Source organism: Actinomycetota bacterium (genome assembly GCA_016700055.1).
Lineage (GTDB): Bacteria > Actinomycetota > Acidimicrobiia > Acidimicrobiales > Ilumatobacteraceae > Kalu-18.
This window is the reverse complement of the sequence record CP064997.1, coordinates 1,135,581-1,153,238: the sequence shown is the minus strand read 5'-3', so window position 1 is coordinate 1,153,238 and position 17,658 is coordinate 1,135,581. Positions and strand designations below refer to the sequence as shown.

At 68.5% G+C, this 17,658-nt stretch carries 14 protein-coding genes; 10 read left to right on the top strand and 4 right to left on the bottom strand.

All coding sequences use genetic code 11. From position 1 onward, the window contains the following. The first annotated feature begins 179 nt into the window (after nt 1–179). Complete coding sequence (locus IPM43_05460) at nt 180–1,118, top strand: DUF1996 domain-containing protein (GenBank protein ID QQS25815.1); 939 nt, start codon at nt 180–182, stop codon at nt 1,116–1,118. A gap of 80 nt (nt 1,119–1,198) precedes the next feature. Further along, nucleotides 1,199–2,911: a hypothetical protein gene (locus IPM43_05455; protein ID QQS25814.1), complete on the top strand. Its 1,713-nt coding sequence runs from the start codon at nt 1,199–1,201 to the stop codon at nt 2,909–2,911. A 24-nt stretch (nt 2,912–2,935) separates the two neighbouring features. Here IPM43_05455 and IPM43_05450 read toward each other — a convergent pair whose 3' ends face one another. Both IPM43_05450 and IPM43_05445 read right to left on the bottom strand, forming a co-directional pair. Beyond that, nucleotides 2,936–4,192 carry a glycosyltransferase family 4 protein gene (locus tag IPM43_05450; GenBank protein QQS25813.1) on the bottom strand — a complete coding sequence of 419 codons (1,257 nt, stop codon included), beginning with the start codon at nt 4,190–4,192 and terminating at the stop codon, nt 2,936–2,938. Between the two features lie 3 nt (nt 4,193–4,195). Continuing rightward, entirely contained in the window at nt 4,196–5,128 is a 933-nt protein-coding gene (locus IPM43_05445; protein QQS25812.1) for a glycosyltransferase, read from the bottom strand. Nucleotides 5,129–5,245: 117 nt separating this feature from the next. Between IPM43_05445 and IPM43_05440 the strand changes: the two genes are divergently transcribed. Both IPM43_05440 and IPM43_05435 read left to right on the top strand, forming a co-directional pair. After that, complete coding sequence (locus tag IPM43_05440) at nt 5,246–7,387, top strand: Gfo/Idh/MocA family oxidoreductase (protein QQS25811.1); 2,142 nt, start codon at nt 5,246–5,248, stop codon at nt 7,385–7,387. Next, nucleotides 7,387–8,568: a glycosyltransferase gene (locus tag IPM43_05435; GenBank protein ID QQS25810.1), complete on the top strand. Its 1,182-nt coding sequence runs from the start codon at nt 7,387–7,389 to the stop codon at nt 8,566–8,568. The genes IPM43_05440 and IPM43_05435 overlap by 1 nt, the downstream gene beginning before the upstream one ends. Here the strand turns inward: IPM43_05435 and IPM43_05430 are convergent. Then, on the bottom strand, nt 8,565–9,896 hold the full coding sequence (locus IPM43_05430) for a lipopolysaccharide biosynthesis protein (protein QQS25809.1): 1,332 nt from the start codon (nt 9,894–9,896) through the stop codon (nt 8,565–8,567). The two genes, IPM43_05435 and IPM43_05430, sit on opposite strands and share 4 nt — an antisense overlap. A 110-nt stretch (nt 9,897–10,006) precedes the next feature. Between IPM43_05430 and IPM43_05425 the strand changes: the two genes are divergently transcribed. The 6 genes from IPM43_05425 (at nt 10,007) to IPM43_05400 (ending at nt 17,070) form a co-directional block, all read left to right on the top strand. Next, entirely contained in the window at nt 10,007–11,089 is a 1,083-nt protein-coding gene (locus IPM43_05425) for a Gfo/Idh/MocA family oxidoreductase (protein ID QQS25808.1), read from the top strand. Then, on the top strand, nt 11,086–12,066 hold the full coding sequence (locus tag IPM43_05420; protein ID QQS25807.1) for an NAD(P)-dependent oxidoreductase: 981 nt from the start codon (nt 11,086–11,088) through the stop codon (nt 12,064–12,066). The genes IPM43_05425 and IPM43_05420 overlap by 4 nt, the downstream gene beginning before the upstream one ends. Next, nucleotides 12,063–12,926 (top strand): glycosyltransferase family 2 protein, encoded by an 864-nt coding sequence (locus IPM43_05415; GenBank protein ID QQS25806.1) that lies wholly within the window; start codon nt 12,063–12,065, stop codon nt 12,924–12,926. Before IPM43_05420 ends, IPM43_05415 begins: the two co-directional genes overlap by 4 nt. After that, entirely contained in the window at nt 12,923–14,155 is a 1,233-nt protein-coding gene (locus IPM43_05410; protein QQS25805.1) for an O-antigen ligase family protein, read from the top strand. The genes IPM43_05415 and IPM43_05410 overlap by 4 nt, the downstream gene beginning before the upstream one ends. Then, on the top strand, nt 14,152–15,237 hold the full coding sequence (locus tag IPM43_05405; GenBank protein QQS25804.1) for a glycosyltransferase family 4 protein: 1,086 nt from the start codon (nt 14,152–14,154) through the stop codon (nt 15,235–15,237). The genes IPM43_05410 and IPM43_05405 overlap by 4 nt, the downstream gene beginning before the upstream one ends. Nucleotides 15,238–15,393: 156 nt before the next feature. Next, nucleotides 15,394–17,070, top strand: coding sequence for a hypothetical protein (locus tag IPM43_05400; GenBank protein ID QQS25803.1), 1,677 nt, complete (start codon nt 15,394–15,396; stop codon nt 17,068–17,070). A gap of 7 nt (nt 17,071–17,077) precedes the next feature. On the opposite strand, the gene IPM43_05395 is transcribed toward IPM43_05400, so the two are convergent. Further along, nucleotides 17,078–17,626: a serine acetyltransferase gene (locus IPM43_05395; protein ID QQS25802.1), complete on the bottom strand. Its 549-nt coding sequence runs from the start codon at nt 17,624–17,626 to the stop codon at nt 17,078–17,080. Nucleotides 17,627–17,658 lie beyond the last annotated feature (32 nt).

The following is a 17,658-nucleotide window of genomic DNA, read 5'->3' as shown; positions in this document are numbered from 1 at the left end:
GCGCCCTCCTCGTCGGTGCTTCGTGCACGGTTCCGCCGCGGCCTCGGCCGCCGGGGGCTCAGGCCACGCAGGGGGCCACTCGGTTGCCGAACCCGTGGACACCAACCCCGCCGCAGGTTCCCCAGTCCCCCGCGCAGGGTGGAGCCACCGCTGGAGCACCGGGTGGTTCGGTGACGCCGGTGGGGAGCAACTTCGATGTCGGTCGGTTCTTGGTGGCTGATCGGGTTCCGGAGTCGTCGGCGCGGGAGCCGTCGGGGAACTTCCGGGCGATCTGTGAGTACTCGCACCTGGCCTACGACGACCCGATCGTGTACCCGGGTCAGGCAGGCCAGTCGCATCTGCACATGTTCTTCGGCAACACCTTGGCCAACGCGAACTCGACGTACGAGTCGCTGCGCACGACTGGTTCGAGCACCTGCCACGGCGGGCCGATCAACCGCTCCGCGTACTGGATGCCCGCGCTGATCGACGCCTCCGGCAAGGTGGTCACCCCCGACTACCTGATCGTCTACTACAAGGGTTCGATCGGTGCCGGCGCCCAGTACCAGGCCCAGATCCGGGCGATCCGCTCGATGCCGGCAGGGTTGCGGATGATCGCCGGCTACGACATGGCCAACCCTTCGACACCGACGCACTTCTCGTGGGCGTGTGAGAGCGGTGGGGCGAGCTCCCAGCAGATCCCCAACTGCGGTTCCGGTGTGCGTGGGCGTCTCGTTGACGTTCCCTACGTGTTGGGACGGCCGCAACCTCGACAGCGCGAACCATCGCAGCCATCTCGCCTACCGCAGCGCCGATCCTCACACCGGGCACCTGTCGTGCCCGGCCACGCATCCGGTGATGCTGCCCGAGTTCACGTTGGGGCGTGGTTCTCCCACGACGGCAACTCACGCAACTGGCACCTGGACTCCGACCAGATGCCGGGGATGACCCACGCCAACGGGTCCACGTTCCACTCCGACTGGTTCGGAGCGTGGGACCCAACCATCCAAGACACCTGGGTCGCCAAGTGCATCAACGGCATGCTCAACTGCCAAGGCGGCCAGATCGGCAACGGTCAACGACTGCTCGACCCCCCCGACTACACCGGACCCCACACCATCGCCCCACCCCTCAACTGACCCGCGTCGGGTCCCTCGTCCGGACGGGTGTTCGGCCGAGGGACCCGACGACGGTTGGGGTACTAGCCTCCGCCACGACTATGGCGGACGGTGAAGCGGCACTTCGGCAACGGCGAAGCCGCGCTGAAGGACTCGCGTCGGCGAGCGCGGAGCTCCTACTTGCGGCTGCGCTGAGCGTTCTACCCCTCGTCTGGCGCGCCGTCGTCGGAGCGGGGCGCTTCCCCGCCGGCGACGCCTGGGCGTACGAGCGGATCTTCGACACGTTCCACCGCACCGGCGACATCGTGCTCGTCGGCTGGAACGACCTCACGCTGGTGGGCGTGCTGCCGGTGACGGAATGGTGGGTGAGCCTGGTCGGTTACGGCGACTACCAGCTCTACCTCCTCGGGGCGTTCATGGGCTTCGTCGCCTTGCTCGGGCTGCGCGACCTGGTCGGTTCGCTCGGTGTCCGCCGACGCCTGCTGCCCATCGCCGTGGTCGGCACCTACACCGGGTTCGTCGGGATAGCAGGCACCTACCTGGCCGACACGTTCTACTTCGCGGGGGCACTCTGGTCTGTGGCCCTCGCGATGCGCATCCTCACCGCGCCGCGGCTGACGAGGCGGACCGAGGTCATCCTCGCCGTCGTCGGCGCCCTTTGCGCCGCATATGCCTTCTCCGTGCGCCAGCATGCGGCCGCTACGGCCGTCGCCGTCACCTTCGTGCTCTGGACGGCCCGCCGGGGAAGGAGTGTGGCTTGGTGGTGCTACGCGAGCTGCTTCCTCGCCTTGGCGCTGCCGCTCTACATCTGGCGGCGCGGTCTGGCCAACGGCGGATCCGAAATGCTCGTCTTTGCTCCGCGCTCTTCGATCGCGGCCCTTTACGGGGCGCTGGTGACGTTCGCCCTCGTGCCCCTGCCGTTCCTCTTCGGCCAGCCCCGCCGCTGGCTGCGAACCTTGCCGGCAGCCCCGTACTGGTGTCTGGTGCTGATCGGGCTGGTAGCTGCCCCGTTCTCGCCCACTCGCCCGCTGCTGACCGAACCATCGCTGGTCGGTGAGCTGATCGAGGAAGGAGGCACGGTCAAGTGGGTGCTGGCCTTCGGGCTCTTGCTGACCACCCCCTGGTCCCTGCGGCTGGCCTGCCAGGCCCTTTGGTCGGGGCTGGCGCGCCCCTGGGACGGCAGATCGAAGCTCACCAACCTCTCGTTGCTGCTCCTCCTGACAGGCGGTCTGGTGGTGGCCAGCTCGGTCGTCACGGCCGCGTACTACACCCGCTACACCCTCGTCTCGGCGGCTCTGCTCGTCGCCCTGCTCCAGGTGGCGAACGAGCTGGGCGCCGACGTGAGGGATCATTCGTCGATCGCTGCACGACCGACCACCGGGCGCACCGCGTGGCTCTCCGTAGTCGGAGTCCTGATGGCGGCGTTCTTCGCGTACTGGGAGCTCGACCGCTCCGCCTCGTCCGTGCCGGCGCTCACCGATGCCGCCGCCGTCGCGCACTGTGCAGGCATTCCACCCGAACAGATCGACGGTGGGTTCGTCTGGGACGGCATGCACAGCACGGGAGTCGTCGATTCGAGTCGTCAGCACGTCGCCCCCGAGGACGGTCTTCCCCCTACCGAGAACCAATCGGTGTTCGTCGAGATGAACCGCCGGGCGGTCGTGCTGGCGTCACCGCCCGAAGACCTGTCCGGCTTGGCCGTGTTCGGCCCGTTCCACTCCGGCGGGATCCTGCCCGGGTCACGCACCGAGCTCTGGTTGATCACGCGCACCGAGGATGCTGGTGCCGTCGCGGAGTGCGCCCCTTCCGGTTAGGCCGCTCGTCCAGCCGGCCGAGGATCAGCGGCGGGGACGGTCGAGCTCCGCGGCGAACAACGCCGCGAGGTCGGCCACACTGGAGGCGTTGTCGTGGTCCCTGCGCACGGCTGCGATGCCAGCAGATGCCAGGCGCTCTCGCGTCGCCTCGTCGGTGACCATCTTCTCGATCGCGCCGGCCAGCTCCTCCACGTCGCTCGCGGCCACGCTGAGCGCGGTGACATCGTTGCGGGCGAGCTCGGGTATCCCGCCGACGTTGCTGCTCACCACGGGCACACCGAGGGCCATCGCCTCCATGATCGACACCGGCAGACCCTCGGCGAACGACGGGAGGCAGAAGATGTCGGCCGCCACGAGGCGCTCGCGCACCTGCTCGGGCTGAAGCTCGCCGGTGAATCGAACGTGGACTCCGAGCCGGTCGGCCTCTCGTGCCAGATCGGATCGGAACGGGCCGTCTCCGACGAACTCGAGCTCGATCGGGCATCCCCGATCGGCGAGCAGCCTCGCCGCCCGAAGCAATGTGACGTGGCCCTTCTCGGGTGACAATCGCGCCACCGTCAGCACGTGGGGCGGTCTCGCCAAGGCTCGCTCGGGACGAGGGACGAACTGATCGAGGTCCAGACCGCACCGGACGACGTGAAAGCGATCCCAGTGCGTGGGAGCGGTGACGCGGCACAGCTGCGATCTGGTGAAGTCGCTGATGCAGACGACGAAGTTCGCGGCGGCCGCCTTCAGATCAAGCCGGGCAAGGCGTTCGTCGACGAAATCGTGGAACCCGTGGATGGTGAAGCTCCACGAGCACTGTGCCGGGGCGGTCGTCGCCGTCAGCTCGGACGTGAACCACGCCACCGAAGCCGGGGACAGCCCGAAGTGGGCGTGGACGTGGCGTGCGTCTTGCCGGCTGATCTCGTCGGCCACGACCGTGGCGTACAGCAGGTGGCCGAACCTGGTCACGAGCAGCGACGTGTCGTGACCTGCCGAACGAGCGACTCGCGCCAGCAGGCGCCCTATCGCCACCGGGTGGCGAACCAGGTGCTGGCCGAGCCGCTTGGCCAGCGCGAGTCGGGAGAACCGGTCGAGATAGACGGTGCGCTCGCTCTCCCGCCGGGCCCAGTCGCTCTTCAGGTCGTCAGGTTCGGGAGAGTTGAGGGCGATGGGGACGACCCGCCATCCGGCTCGCTCCATCGCGGCGATCTCGTTGGAGATGAAGGTCATCGCGACCTTGGGATGGTGGGTCAGCACGTACGCGACCACTCGCTCGGACGAGGTCACGGTGGTCATCCCCTAATGGTGCCTGACGCGAACGCCGAACCTACCGACCATCGTGCCGAGGCCGTGCAACAAGGACGCGAGGGCGAACCTCCACTCGGGAGGCTCGCGGTGTCGGAGTCGAGCGAAGGGTCGGATGATCGCCCGACGCACGGCGTTGCCGCCGGCCAGGAACATCCGGTTCGGAGTAGCGAGGCCGCCGAGGATCGCCGTCACGTAGGAGCTGTTCCCGTGCCAGTAGAAGCGCCAGAGCTGGTAGCGGTACGTCGTGCGTTCGATCGGCGTCAGCTCTTCGACGACCGCATCAGCGGCGAAGACGATCTGCATGCCTGCGCTCCGTGCGTGGCGGTAGAACACCGCGTCCTCGCCCCCGGTGGTGCCGAGGCCGTCGAGGAACCTGATCTCTGGATGGGCGCGGATCCACCTCGCCGAGATGAGCGCGTTGTGGGTGGCGGCGATCGGGGCCGGGTCACCGTGCGCCGGGTAGTCGAACTCCAGGAACGGCTGAGCGGTGATCCAAGGCGGTGCGTCGGGCGGTGTCACGCACTTCAGCGGGCCCGTCACCACATCGGCGCCGGTGCTCTCCTGCATCGCCAACAGGCGCGCGACCCAGTCGGGGGCCACCTCGCAGTCGTCGTCGGTCATCACCACCCAGTCGGCGAGAGGGCTGGCCGCATCCAGCCCCATGTTGCGCGCCCGGGAGATGTTCTGCGTGCCCGCGGCGACGTAAGTGACGCCGAGGGGGAACCGGTCCGCGAACTCCCGCGCGACAGGTTCGGCCTGCTGGTCGGGGCTGTCGTCGACCACCACGGCGCCCAAGCTGCTGCCTGCTGGCAGCGAGCGTTCGTTCGCCAGGAACGACTCGAGCAGCTTGCCCAGCCCGTCGTTGCGACGATAGGTGCACACGGAGAGCAAGACCTTCGTCTGGGGGTGGGAGGGAGGGATCACGCGGCATCACCCGGATAGCAGATCGAGAAGCGCCGTATGCTGGCATGGCGCCGGCGGGTACGGATCGATGCAGCCCTTGTGGAGCGTGCCGACGGAGGGAGAATAGTGGGTGAGCGGGTGAAGCGCATCGGTCTTGTCGGCGCCGGGTACATCTCGGACCTGCATCTCGGCGCAATCACTGCCCTTCCCGGACTGAGCGCCGTCGCGATGTGTGATCGCTCTCCCGGTCGGGCGGCGGCCAAGGCCCACCGTCACGGAGGCCTGACGACCTACACCGACCTGTCCGAGATGCTCGAGCGCGAGTCGCTCGATGCGGTGCACGTGCTGACGCCGGCAGAGACCCACGAGAACGTCGTCGAAGAGGTGCTGCGCGCCGGACTCGACGTCTTCGTCGAGAAGCCCTTCTGCGTCGACTCGACCGCCTGTGAGCGCCTGACCGAACTGGCCGATGCCGGCAACTTGAAGCTCGGCGTGTCGCACAACATGTTGTTCGACCGCAACTACGTGCGGTTGCGGGCCGATCTGTCCGCAGGCCGCTTCGGGCGCCTCGACCACGTAGACGTCGTGTGCATCCGGCCGTTCGCGCCGCTGCGCAGTGCTCCCCCAGGGAGCTGGTTGTTCGGCTCCCCGGGCAACGCGTTGATCGAGCTCGGCCCGCACTCCGCCGGGCTGCTGCTCGACCTCACCGACGACCCCGACGAACTCGCCGTGGTCACCGGTGACACGATCACGACTGCCGGTGGCAAGACGTTCCATCGCCGGTGGGACGCGGTCGGGATGAGCGGGACCACCGGTGTCCGGTCGTGCTGGGGCTTCGGCGACGGCTTCCCCGAGTTCGTCGTCCACGTCCGGGGGCGAAGTGGCTCGGCAACGGTCGACCTGCAGAACGGCAGCTACACCTTCGCGACACCTGGCCGGCAGATCCCTGACATCGACGGGTTCTTCTCGTCGGCTCGCTCGGCAGGTCGGGTCACGCTGAGCTCGGCCCGCACGCTCACCTCCTTCCTCCGGGGGCGCCTCGGCGACGACCGCGCGGGCGGCTACTTCGAGCGCAGCATTCGTGATGCGATCGCCGCCTTCCACGACGTCGAGCACGCCGCAGAGCTCGACCCGCGCATCTCGCCGACCTTCGGAACGCGCATCGTGGCCCTGCTCGAAAGGATCGCTGCCGGCGACCCGCACGCATCGGCGACAGCCGGGTCATCGCCGCCGGCTGGTTCTCCGCAGCGTTCGGCACGTGCGCCGGCGCCTGCCCCCCGGGCCGCCGACGTTCTCGTGGTCGGGGGGATGGGCTTCATCGGGCGGGCGACGGTGAAGAGCCTCGCCGAGTCAGGCTCGACCGTGCGAGTGGCCAGCCGCAGCGCGCCCGCCGAGCGCTCCCTCTTCGGCCATCCGGGGGTCGAGGGTGTGCCGGCGGACTTCACGCGCCCAGACGACGCTTCCCGCCTGCTCGAAGGCGTGCCCGTCGCCGCTCACCTCGCCTTCGGGGCCGGTTCCACCTGGCCCGACGTGCTGAAGTACGACGTCGAACCGACGCTGCGCTTCGCCGAGACGGCCGCGGCGATGGGCGTGCGGCGCTTCGTCTTCGCCTCGACGATCGCCGTCTACTGGGCTGGCAGGAGAGCGGGGACGATCGACGAAGCGACGCCTGCCGACGCCGGGATCATGCGTGTCAACCCGTACGCCCGCGGCAAGGCCGTGGTCGAGACGAAGCTGCGCGAGCTGTCCGCGCGCACAGGTATGGAGGTCCTGATCGTGCGGCCGGGCATCGTCGTCGGGGTAGGCGCGAATCCCGTCCACTGGGGTGTCGGCGCGTGGCCCCATCCGACGGTCTGTGCGCTCTGGGGTGACGGCCAGGCCCCGCTCCCGTTCGTACTGGTCGACGACTGCGGCCAGGCGATCGCATCGTGCCTCACCAGTTCGTCGTCGCTCGCGCCGAGCTACAACCTCGTCGGCGACGTGCTGCTCACCGGCAGGCAGTACCTGGACGCCATCGAGCGGGCCGGCGAGGTGCGCATCTCGCGTGTCGACAACCGGCCGACGAGGTACTTCCTGGAGAACAGCGCCAAGTGGGCGGCCAAGCGGCTGAGTGGCAACCGCTCCGTACCGAGGCCGAGTTGGCACGACGCCGACGGAAGGACCCTGCGCGCTCACTTCGACAACTCCGCCGCCAAGCGCGATCTCGGGTGGAGCCCGCTGGCCGATCGGGAGCGCTTCGAGCAGATCCTCACGGACATGGCCGCGCAGTGGTTCGCGTGATGCCCGGGCCCGCCGACCTCTCGCTGTACTACTTCGCCGGCGACTTCGTCGACGTGCTCGAGCGCTTCTCGGCCGGACGGGCGCAGATCTATCGCACCCACGACGAGGTGGCGGCGATGATCGTCGACCTCGTCGGCGACGGTCTGAAGTTGCGGGTGACCAGCTTCGTCACGCCCACTCCCGCGATCCGCCACCCGCGTGACGGCGTCGAGGTGATCGACCTCGGGGCTGCCGGCTGGGGTGATCGGGGCTTGCTGAAAGAGGCCGTGTCCCGCGACGACGCCCGCAAGATCGTCGCCGGGTTCCCGAACGTCGAGCTGCTCCGCGCCGTACGTCGCTCTCCCGCCAGAGCCTTTGCCGTCCTCGCGTCCAGCTATAACGAACGGGGTTGGCGGGCGCGGCTGCGCACCGCCCGCCTGGTACGGCTGCTGAACGACGACCGCTTCGAATGGGTCTCCAACCACGGACTGCCCTCCACGATGCAGCTCGCCCGCATGGGAGTGCGCATCGACAAGCTCGTCCCCTGGGACATACCGCACGAGCTGTCGCCAGATCGCTACCCCGCCAAGCAGCTGCGCGCCGACGCGAGCGAGCCACGGGCGGTCTACGTCGGGACGATCCTCGAGGCCAAAGGGGTTTCCGACCTCATCCGCGCCGTGGCCCTCCTGCGTTCGCGGGGGATCGAGTTGCGGTCGACCTTCCTCGGAGAAGGCGAGGTAGAGGCGATGCGCTCGCTCGCCGCGTCGATGGGTGTCGACGATCTCGTCGAGTTCCTCGGTGTCGTCGACAACGTCGAGGCGCAGCGGTACATGCGGGATGCAGATGTGGTCGTGGTGCCGAGCCGGCACGAGTACCCGGAGGGCTTCCCACTCACCATCTACGAGGCGATCGCCTCGCGGACCCCGCTCGTGTGCAGCGACCACCCGATGTTCGTCCACCACCTGATCGACGGCGTGACCGCGAGCACGTTCCGCGGCGGCCGGGCCGACTCGCTCGCCGCGGCGCTGGAGCGCACCCTTGGTGACCCCGACCTGTACGCGCGGCTCTCCGAGGCGGCTCCGGCGACGCTGGCCTCGCTGGCAGGGTCGGGCGACTACCGGTCGATGATCCGCGAGTGGGCGCTCTCCGACGGGCGATCGGAGTGGCTCACGGAGCGTGCGCTCAACCGGCGCTCCGCCTAGATCTCCATGTGATCGGGCAGGAGTTGCTCTTCCGGCCCGTCCGGAGCCGGAAGCTGCCCGCGATCGCGACGGCGTTGGCGGGAGACGAGCAATGCCCAGCCCGCAGAGCTCGTCAGCGCCTCCGAGACGTAGGTTCCGATCACCGCTCCTTGCCAACCGAGCGTTGGGACGAGGGCGAGGTAGACGAGCACCGTCGCGAGGGCCCCGACGACACCGAGCATCGTGCGGACCTTGTTCTCGCCGAGTCCGAGCAAGCCCATCACGGGGATGTCCGCCAGGCCGCGCGCCAGCGGGAAACCGCAGAGCCAGACCGAGATCTGGGCCGCCTCCTCGAACTTCGGACCGACCAGCAGCTCGGTCAACGGACGGGCCAGGACTATCGCGACACCGCTCACGATCCCGTAGATGCTGGTCGGGACGAGCAGCTTCAGTGCCTTGTCGAGGTGGCTGCGCGGTCGGTCGTCGCGGCGAAGGAACCACCGATTGGCGGCGAGGTTGACGGCGTGCAGCGGCAAGAACGCGAACGACACCACCCGGTAGGCGGCGCCGTACTCGCCCACCTCCACCTGCGGGCGGGTGGCGGCGAGGACGAACTTGTCGCCTTGGTCCTGGACGACGTTGGTCGACATCGACGTCGCGTAGAGCCGCGCGAGCTGGGACGCCTCCTGCGGCGTGGCGGGTGTCTGGTCGGCGCGATCGTCACACCGCAGGCTGGTCGCCAGGGCCCTGCGGGAGACGCCCCAGAGGATCAGCGCCGCCAGGAGGTTCACGATCGCGAGGTTGACGACCGAGACCGCGTCCAGTGCGGCGAGCGCGAGCACCCCGCAGACTCGGCTGACGGGCAGCACCGCCCGCGCTCGGGTGGACGACCGCGGCCCCGCCAGGGAGAAGACGGTGCTGAGGTTGGTCTCCGCGCGTCCCGTCACCAGCAGCTCGGTGGAGAAGATCACGAGTGCTGCCAGAAGGGCGTCCACGCCGAAGATGGCGAGGGCGACGCCGACGGCGATCGGCAATGCCGGAGCGGCCAGCCACAGAGTGTGACGGCGTGTCGTGCGCAGCACCGACTCGACCGTGCGGTTCGCCCGGAGCAGGAGTTGCACCAACGCCGAGGTGGAGCCCGCCCAGACCCACAACGTGGAGAACCCGGAGATGACGTACAAGGTGGTGTACAAGCCGTAGTTCGCCGGTCCGAGCCTGCTCGCGACGATCGGAAAGATCACGAGTGCCGATGCCGACAGCAAGAGCTCGTACCCGAGCGTGGCGACGACATCGCGCGCGGGCTTGACAAGTGCCGCGGGCTTCACGAAGAGCGTCGATCGCAGGCTCATCTCACGTCCGCCGGACGGCTCGCCTTCCTCGTACGCGCAAGGTGCTGGGTCTCGATGGACAGGCCCCCACGTTACGCACCTCCTGAACGCCACCGGTAGCATCGGTGACGATGGCGGAGCTGGTCGGGGGCGGCAACGGCCAACGAGTCGCAGTCGTCGGCTGCGGTGCGATCTCGCACCAGCATCTGTCGTTCCTCCAGGGCTCACCGAGGGTCGAGCTCGTCGCTACCTGCGATCTTTCTGCCTCGCTGGCCGATTTCGCGCGCGAGCGATATGGCGCGAAGGCGGCCTTTGTCGACGTGTCGGCCATGCTCGACAGCGCGCGCCCTGAAGTCGTCCACGTCCTCACCCCACCGCACACCCACGTCGAGCTGGCCCAGCTCGTGCTGGAGCGGGGAGCCCACGTGATCGTCGAGAAGCCTCTCGCCCCCTCGTACGACGAGACCGAGATGCTGGTCCGCAAGGCGCGTGAGGTCGGCAGAGCCGTCGTCGAGGGACGCAACCTGCTGTACAACGACCAGGTCGAGGTGATCGACGCTCTGGTCGCGCAGGGTCGGCTGGGCGAGCTGCGCGAGGTGGAAGTGATGCTGTCGCTCGACCTCACCGCCGGCGCGTTCGGAGACCGCAACCTGTCGGGCCGTGCGGTAAGCCTGAGGGGCGGCGCGGTTCACGACTTCTTGCCCCACCTCACCTACCTCGCGCTGCACTACCTCGGGTGCGACCAGACGCCCGAGCGGGTGACCGGCACGTTGGCCAATCTCAGCGGGAACCCTCGCGTCGGTGCCGACCATCTCGACGCTGTCGTCTGGGTGGGCAACCGGCGGGCCAGGCTCTACGTCGCCTCGGATCTGGCCCCCGACGCCTTTCGCCTCGCCGTCAGGGGTACGGCTGGGTCGGCGACGACCGACTTCTACCACCCGTTCCTGCGCATCGAAGGCGGCAAGAACGTCGGCAAACGGGCACCCCTCGAGCAGCTTCAGTTCGGCGCCAGGATGCTGGGCACCGGCATCGGGAACCTGCGCGACAAGTTGCTTCAGCACGGTTCGTACCACGGGGTTCCGCGGATGCTCGACGACGTGTATGCGCGCCTGGCCGCTGGGCTCGACCCACCGTTCTCCGATGGCGAGCTGTTGGCGAGCGCGGCGCTCGTCGACTCGCTCGTCGACCTGGCGGACTCGTCGGTGAAGCCGTGAGCGTGCTCGTCACCGGAGCATCGGGTTTTCTCGGACGCGCCGTTGTCGCGGCCGCTGCCCGATCAGGGCACAAGGTGGTGGCGATGGTGCGCGCAGATGCGACGACCGACTCGCTTCCACCTGGCACCGAGGTGCTCCGCGGAGATCTCCGTCAGCCGGCGCTCTGGCGCGATCAGCTCGGCGACGTCAGGGTCGTCGTGCACCTGGCGGCCAGCCCCACCGGCGACCTGGCCGAGCAGTTGGAGGGGACCGTCGTCGGCACGGAGAACCTGTTGAACGCGCTCGACCTCGGCTCGGTCGAGCGTTTCGTCCACGTCAGCTCGTTCTCGGTCTACGACTTCCACTCCCCGGCCGAGGGAGCTGCAATCGACGAAGACTCCGCGCTCGAGGCGCACCCGCAGCTGCGCGACGCGTACACCACGACCAAGCTCGTGCAGGAACGCCTGGTCCGCGAGCGCTGCCGCGCCGCCGGCACACCACTCGTCGTGCTCCGCCCGGGGGCGATCTACGGTCCCGGCAAGGACTGGTCGTGCGGAGCGGCGTTGACCGTCGGGCCGATCGGGCTCGTCTTCTCCCCCCAGGCCCTGTTCAGGCTGACATATGTCGACAACTGCGCCGACGCCGTCGTTCGCGCGATCGACGCTCCGAATACCGCGGGGCGGACGCTAGACGTCGTCGACGACGGCCTGCCCACGCATTGGCAGTACTTCCGCCGCTGCACAGCAGCAGCAGGCAAGAGCCGGTGGGCGCTCCCCGTGCCGTGGCTCGTGGTCGTCACCGTCGGCAGGATCCTGCGGGTGTGCGACGAGCGCATCGGCCACAACCGCGCGCGGTTCCCCGAGTTCTTGTCGCTACGTCGCCAGGAAGCACGATGGAAGCCGTTCACGTATCCGAACGATGCTGTCAAGGCTGCGCTCGGCTGGGCACCAAGAGTTCCGGTCGCCGCCGGCATCCGGGCCACGATGGAACGCACGTGACCGACGTGCCGAGGGTCTCGGGTTCGATTGTGATCCCCGCCTGGAACGAGGCCGACGCCATCGGGCGGACCCTGGTCGGTCTCTTCGCAGGGCTGGACGTGAGCGAGATCGACGTCGTCGTCGCCTGCAACGGCTGCACCGACGGGACCGCCGATATTGCCCGGTCGACGAACCTGCCCGTCGTTGTGCTCGATCTCGGCCACGTCGGCAAGGTGGGAGCGATCCGCGCCGGCGAACGCCAGACGGATCGTCTGCCGCGGATCTATCTCGATGCCGACACCGGGCTGAGCGGGATCTCGGCCACGGCGGTGCTGCGCGCACTCGGCGAAGGCGCCGTCGCGGCACGGCCGCCCGTCCACTTCGTCACCGATCGCTCCTCGTGGCCGGTGCGCAGCTTCTACAAGACCAAGCAGCGGCTGCCCGGGGTGGCCGGCGACCTCTGCGGGGCGGGTGTCTACGGGTTGAGCGCCGATGCACGGGCGCGCTTTGCCGAGTTCCCCGAAGTCCGCGGCGACGACCTGTTCGCCGCGCGGGTGGTCCGTCCGGAAGAGGTTGCGATCGTCGACACCGAACCGGTGCGCGTGTTCGTCCCTCGTACGGCGCGTGCCCAGATCAGGGTGCTCGCCCGCACGTACCGGGGCAACCGCGAGCTGTCCGTCGACTTTCCCGACCTGGCTCATCCGACGACGAGCTCCACCGTCGGTCAGCTCTGGAGCCAGCTCAGATCGGGACACGTCATCGACGTGGTCGTCTATTGCGCGTTCGTCGTCGCCGGCCGTCTCGCGTCGATGCGCCCTCAGCGGTCATGGGCCCGGGACGACTCCTCGCGGACGCCGGGAAGTGCAAAGGTGGCTGCGTGAGCACCCGGATCGTCGACAGCGGGCGCCTGGCCGAGTCGTCCACATCGGTGATGAGGATGCCGATGTGGATCGCCGCCGGTCAGGTCGGCGTCATCGCTGCCGTCTTCATCGGGTTCGGCACCAACCAGCCCGTGCGCCCGACCTTCACGATCGGCATCTTGGCGGCGGCGACGCTCGGCACGATCCTGCTCGGCCCCGTCGGTGGTGTGCGCAGGATCTTGCTCAGCGTTCCGACAGTGGCGCTGATGGCATGGTGGTTTGCGTCCATCTTGTGGACCTACAACACCTTCGGGTGGCGCCGTGAGACCCAGCTCAACGCCGCGATAGTCGCATCGTTGATCGTGATCGGGAGCCTGATCCCGTTGCGGTCGCTGCAACGTGCCCTGGTGACGGCGTGTTACCTCGCGATCGGATACAGCGTCTTCTACACGATCGTGCACTTCAGCTTTGCCACCATGCACCCCGACGGCACGGCCGGTTGGCGAGCTGGATTCGGTCACAAGAACGGTCTCGGTCCGTTCATGGTCTTTGCCCTGCTGGTGTTGCTCAGCTTCGAAAGGCCCCGTCCCCTACGCCACGTCGCGGTCGTCGTGTCGCTGGCGTTCGTGTTGTTGTCCCAGTCGACATCTGCATTCGCGGCGGGTCTGGTGCTGGCAGCTCTGGCCGTCGGCTTGACGCACCTGTCGCACGAAGACAAGCGCTGGCGAGCGCTGACGATCACGGTCGGTTCGGTGATCACCGTGTCCATGGTTTGGCTCATCGCCACGTTCCTGCCCCAGCTCCTGGACCTGCGCGGCAAGGACACCACGCTCAGCCGCCGCACCGACATCTGGGAACGGGTCTGGCAGGCGATAACCGAGCGCCCCTGGACCGGCTACGGGATCGGAGGAGTGTGGATCGACCAGGGCGCCGAACCCACACGCACGATGATGAGAGGGCTCGGCTTCACCGTCTTCCACTCGCACAGTGGCATGCTCGAAGTGCTCCTCCAGATCGGGATCGTGGGCCTGCTGCTCTACTCCTGGCTGTTGTTGTCGACCATCGTCGTCGGGATGCGTGTCCTGTTCGTGAACCAGACCCTCGGTCGGTTCGTGCTCCTCTACATCTTGTTGATGATGATCCTCGCCATCACCGAAGTGACCGTGTTCACGATATGGCTCGGCCTGCTCGCCATGCTGAACGTCGTGGCCGCGCGGGAGCTCGGCACCCGCGTGCTCGAACACCGATGAAGGTGGTGATCTCGCTCTCTGGTCTGCACAGGGTGCAGCGCGGGGCCGAAGTGGCACTCGAAGCGATCGGTCGTGACCTCGGTGAGCGCGGGCATCAGATCACCCTGATCGGGTCGGGCGCTCCCCGGGACGGTGAGCCGTACCAATACCGGCGTGTACCCGTCATCAAGCGCGAGCACTTCGAGCGCTGGCCGCGCTTTGGCCCCTTGCGCGATCCGGCTACCTACGAGAGCCTCAGCTTCGCCCCCGGCCTTGCCTGCCGGGCTCCTCTCAAGCATTGCGATGTCACGCTCACCTGCGGGTTCCCCGTCGACAACCTGGTCCTGCGCCGGCCGCTGATCCGCGGGCACCGGCCGCCGCATGTGTTCGTGACCGAGAACGGCGACTGGCCTGCCCAGCTCGACGCCGGTGAAGCGCGGTGGTTCTCCTGCGACGCACTTGTCTGCACCAACCCCTTGTTCTACGAGCGCAATGCCGAGCGCTGGAACGCGTTCCTGGTTCCGAACGGAGTGGACATCGACCGGTTCTCACCGGGGCCGAGGCGTCGGGAGCAGCTGGGCATCCCAGCCGCTGCCCCGGTGGTGCTGATGGTCAGCGCACTTGCGGACAACAAGCGGGTCGCCGAAGGGATCCGCGCGGTCGCGCGCATCCCCGACGTCGTGCTCGTCGTCGCCGGGGACGGACCGTTGCGCGGAGAATTGCAGGCCCTCGGCGGAGAGCTCCTCGGCGACCGCTACGTGCAGCGATCCTTCGCGCACGCCATGATGCCCGACCTCTATCGCTCGGCCGACGTGTTGTTGCACATGGCTCGCTTCGAGTCGTTCGGCAACATCTACATCGAGGCGATGGCCACAGGGCTTCCTATCGTCACGCACGGATCCGTCGTCACCGACTGGATCCTCGGCCCACTCGGGGCGCTGGTGGACACCGACGACCCGGCTCAGGTCGTCGAGGCGTTGGAGGCTGTGCTCCGCGTCGGTCGCGATGCCGGCGCGGCGCAGCGCCGGGACGCCGCGGTGGAGCGCTTCTCGTGGCGGGCCGTCGGGGCGCAGTACGAGCACATCCTCACCGGGATCCGCTGACCGCTTGCCGCTTCACCCGGTGTTTTGCTGTCGTCAAGGGTTGGCCGGTGACCGGATCGTGTCGAGGTCTCCAGGGTATGATCGGCCACCGATGGCGCCTTACTTGCGGTCCGTGGCCGCGCCCGACCAAAGGTTGGAGCTGAAGACAAGTTGACGATGGAGATCGGCTACATCTTCGCTGTGATCCGCCGGTACTGGTGGATCACCGCCGTCCTGGCGCTGCTCGGCTTGGCCGCGGGCTACACCCTCGCGTCGCCCGGTGTTGCGAAGTACGAGAGCAGCGCTCTGGTCGTCCTCCCCGAGCCGACGTCGGGCTCGCCGGAGCGTCAAATCGCCAGCCAGCTGGTCGTACTCGGTTCGCAAGTCGTACGCGAAGGAGCCGCCGAGCGCGTCGGCCTGGATCCGGACGATCCGCTCGTCAGCGACGCGGTCTCGGTCGGCGTGCTGACGGGCACGAACGTCGTGCAGGTCACGGCGTTGACGACGTCACCGCAGCTCTCGGCCGATCTTGCCAACGCGGTCGTCGACGAGTACCAAGAGCTCCTCTCGGCCAACGCGGCGACGGTTTCGGAGACCGAGCGAGAAGCCCTCGACACGGAGATCGACGTGCTCGGGCGGAGTCTGGCCGATCTCGACGCCAGGATTGCCGAGGTGCTCGCGCCGTTCCTGGCGAGCGAGAGCCTGACGATCCCGACCATCGAACAGGTCGCGCCGGATCTGTCGTCGCAGCGCTCGGTGGTCCTCGACCAGTACAGAAACGCCGTGACCGCCCGGAGCGAGCTCGAACGGAGGGCCGACGTGGCCAGCCCGAACGAGGTGCTCCAGCGGGCCGAGCCGGCCACCGCCCCCAACACCGGTTCACGCAAGTTGATCGCTGCCGCTGGGCTCGTCGCCGGCGCCCTCCTCGGTGTGGCTGCCGCTGTGGTCGTAGCAAGGTTGTCCAAGCGCGTGCTCGACATCTCCGAGGTCGCCGCCGTTCTCGGCGCTCCTGCGGTCGCACGGGCTCCGGCGGACAGCGCACTGGTGCGATCCCCGGTGGAGCTGTCTGAGCTCCGACCAGAAAGCGTCCGTTTCCTGCGCGAGCTCTGTGTGCAAGCGGAGTCGTTGGGCGCTGGAGCGAACCCCACTGTCATCGCTGTCGCGGGTTCCCAGCCCGATGCCGGTACGGCCGACCTCGCGTCGGCGATGGCCAACTGGTACGCCTCGTTGGGCCTTGACACCGTGTTGTTGTCGTCTGACGGAGACCGCGCCGAACCGCGGTCTCTGCGGCAGGCCGGAATCGTGCCAGGAGACAACGAGTGGCGGGTCGGCGACGACCTGGAGAGCCTGCAGGCCGAACGCGTCGCCAACCATCTCGTCCACTGTTCGCTGAGCAGCCTCGGCGCCGCGACTTCGATGCGGCTCGGCTCGCTGGCCTCGACGCTGGAGCGAGCCGGCGCCCTCGGCGGCATCGTCGTCGTCGACGGCGGGCCCCTGCTCGGTTCCTCGGCCACGCTGCAGCTCGTCCAAGATGCCCATTCCGTCGTGCTCGTTGTGCCGATTCGCCGCCAGGACGCCGAATCGCTCACGACCGTCGGGCGGATGCTGGACCAGGTGACGCACAAGCTGTTGCCGGTCGCAGTTCAAGGGCGTCAGCAGCAGAGGTCGAGGACGCGCCGTAGGCGCAGCGCAAGCGTTTCCTCCCGCGATTCGTCTCCTGCGTCGCCATCGTTCCCGCCCCCTCCCGGGGGCGAGGGCAGCGTGAGCAGAGGGTCCTCGGCGCGGACCGAAAACGGTGCTTCTGGTCGGGAGCCAGCTTCCCGGAGGGCCAAGCAGCCCACAGGGCCCCACTGATCCGCGCTCAGCGCGCGATCGGGTGCGCGGGAACCCCTACGGCAATCGCCCCGGCGGGGATGTCGCCGATGACGACCGCGCCCGAACCGATCACCGCACCCGCTCCGATCCGCACCGGGCCGAGAACACAGGTGTGCGCACCGAGGAACACGTGGTCTTCGATCACTGGGGCGCCGGGGCGGCTTCCGGCACCGATCGTGCACACCTGGTGGATGGCGCAGTCCGCGCCGATCGAGGCCTCTCCGTTGATCTGAATCGGGCCGAAGTGGGGGATGAACGTTCCCGGGCCGATCACCGCTCGCTCGTCGATGTTGATGAGGGTTGCCAGAGCGACGATCTTGCGCACGACGCGCAGAGCCGAACGCAGCGCGGTCGTGAGGACTCCGGGCGGCAGCGTCATCGCTGCTCGCTGGGCGCGGTAGACGGTCAGGGCCCAGAACCCCTCCGAGCCCCAGCCGCTGGCTCCCTGCGACTTGAAACGCGCCAAGTCGGCGCGCCACGCCCGGCTCTGGCTGTCTCCCGCCCAGGCCTTCACCGTGTCCTTCGAGTACTGCATGGCGGGGAGCGTAGACTCGTGGTCCCAACGCC

What these genes read in the sequence shown, in the direction of transcription:
- IPM43_05405 (QQS25804.1), top strand. Translation starts at nt 14,152, where the DNA reads ATGAAGGTGGTGATCTCGCTCTCTGGTCTGCACAGGGTGCAGCGCGGG.
- IPM43_05450 (QQS25813.1), bottom strand. Translation starts at nt 4,192, where the DNA reads ATGACCACCGTGACCTCGTCCGAGCGAGTGGTCGCGTACGTGCTGACC.
- IPM43_05455 (QQS25814.1), top strand. Translation starts at nt 1,199, where the DNA reads ATGGCGGACGGTGAAGCGGCACTTCGGCAACGGCGAAGCCGCGCTGAA.
- IPM43_05400 (QQS25803.1), top strand. Translation starts at nt 15,394, where the DNA reads ATGGAGATCGGCTACATCTTCGCTGTGATCCGCCGGTACTGGTGGATC.
- IPM43_05425 (QQS25808.1), top strand. Translation starts at nt 10,007, where the DNA reads ATGGCGGAGCTGGTCGGGGGCGGCAACGGCCAACGAGTCGCAGTCGTC.
- IPM43_05395 (QQS25802.1), bottom strand. Translation starts at nt 17,626, where the DNA reads ATGCAGTACTCGAAGGACACGGTGAAGGCCTGGGCGGGAGACAGCCAG.
- IPM43_05435 (QQS25810.1), top strand. Translation starts at nt 7,387, where the DNA reads ATGCCCGGGCCCGCCGACCTCTCGCTGTACTACTTCGCCGGCGACTTC.
- IPM43_05430 (QQS25809.1), bottom strand. Translation starts at nt 9,896, where the DNA reads ATGAGCCTGCGATCGACGCTCTTCGTGAAGCCCGCGGCACTTGTCAAG.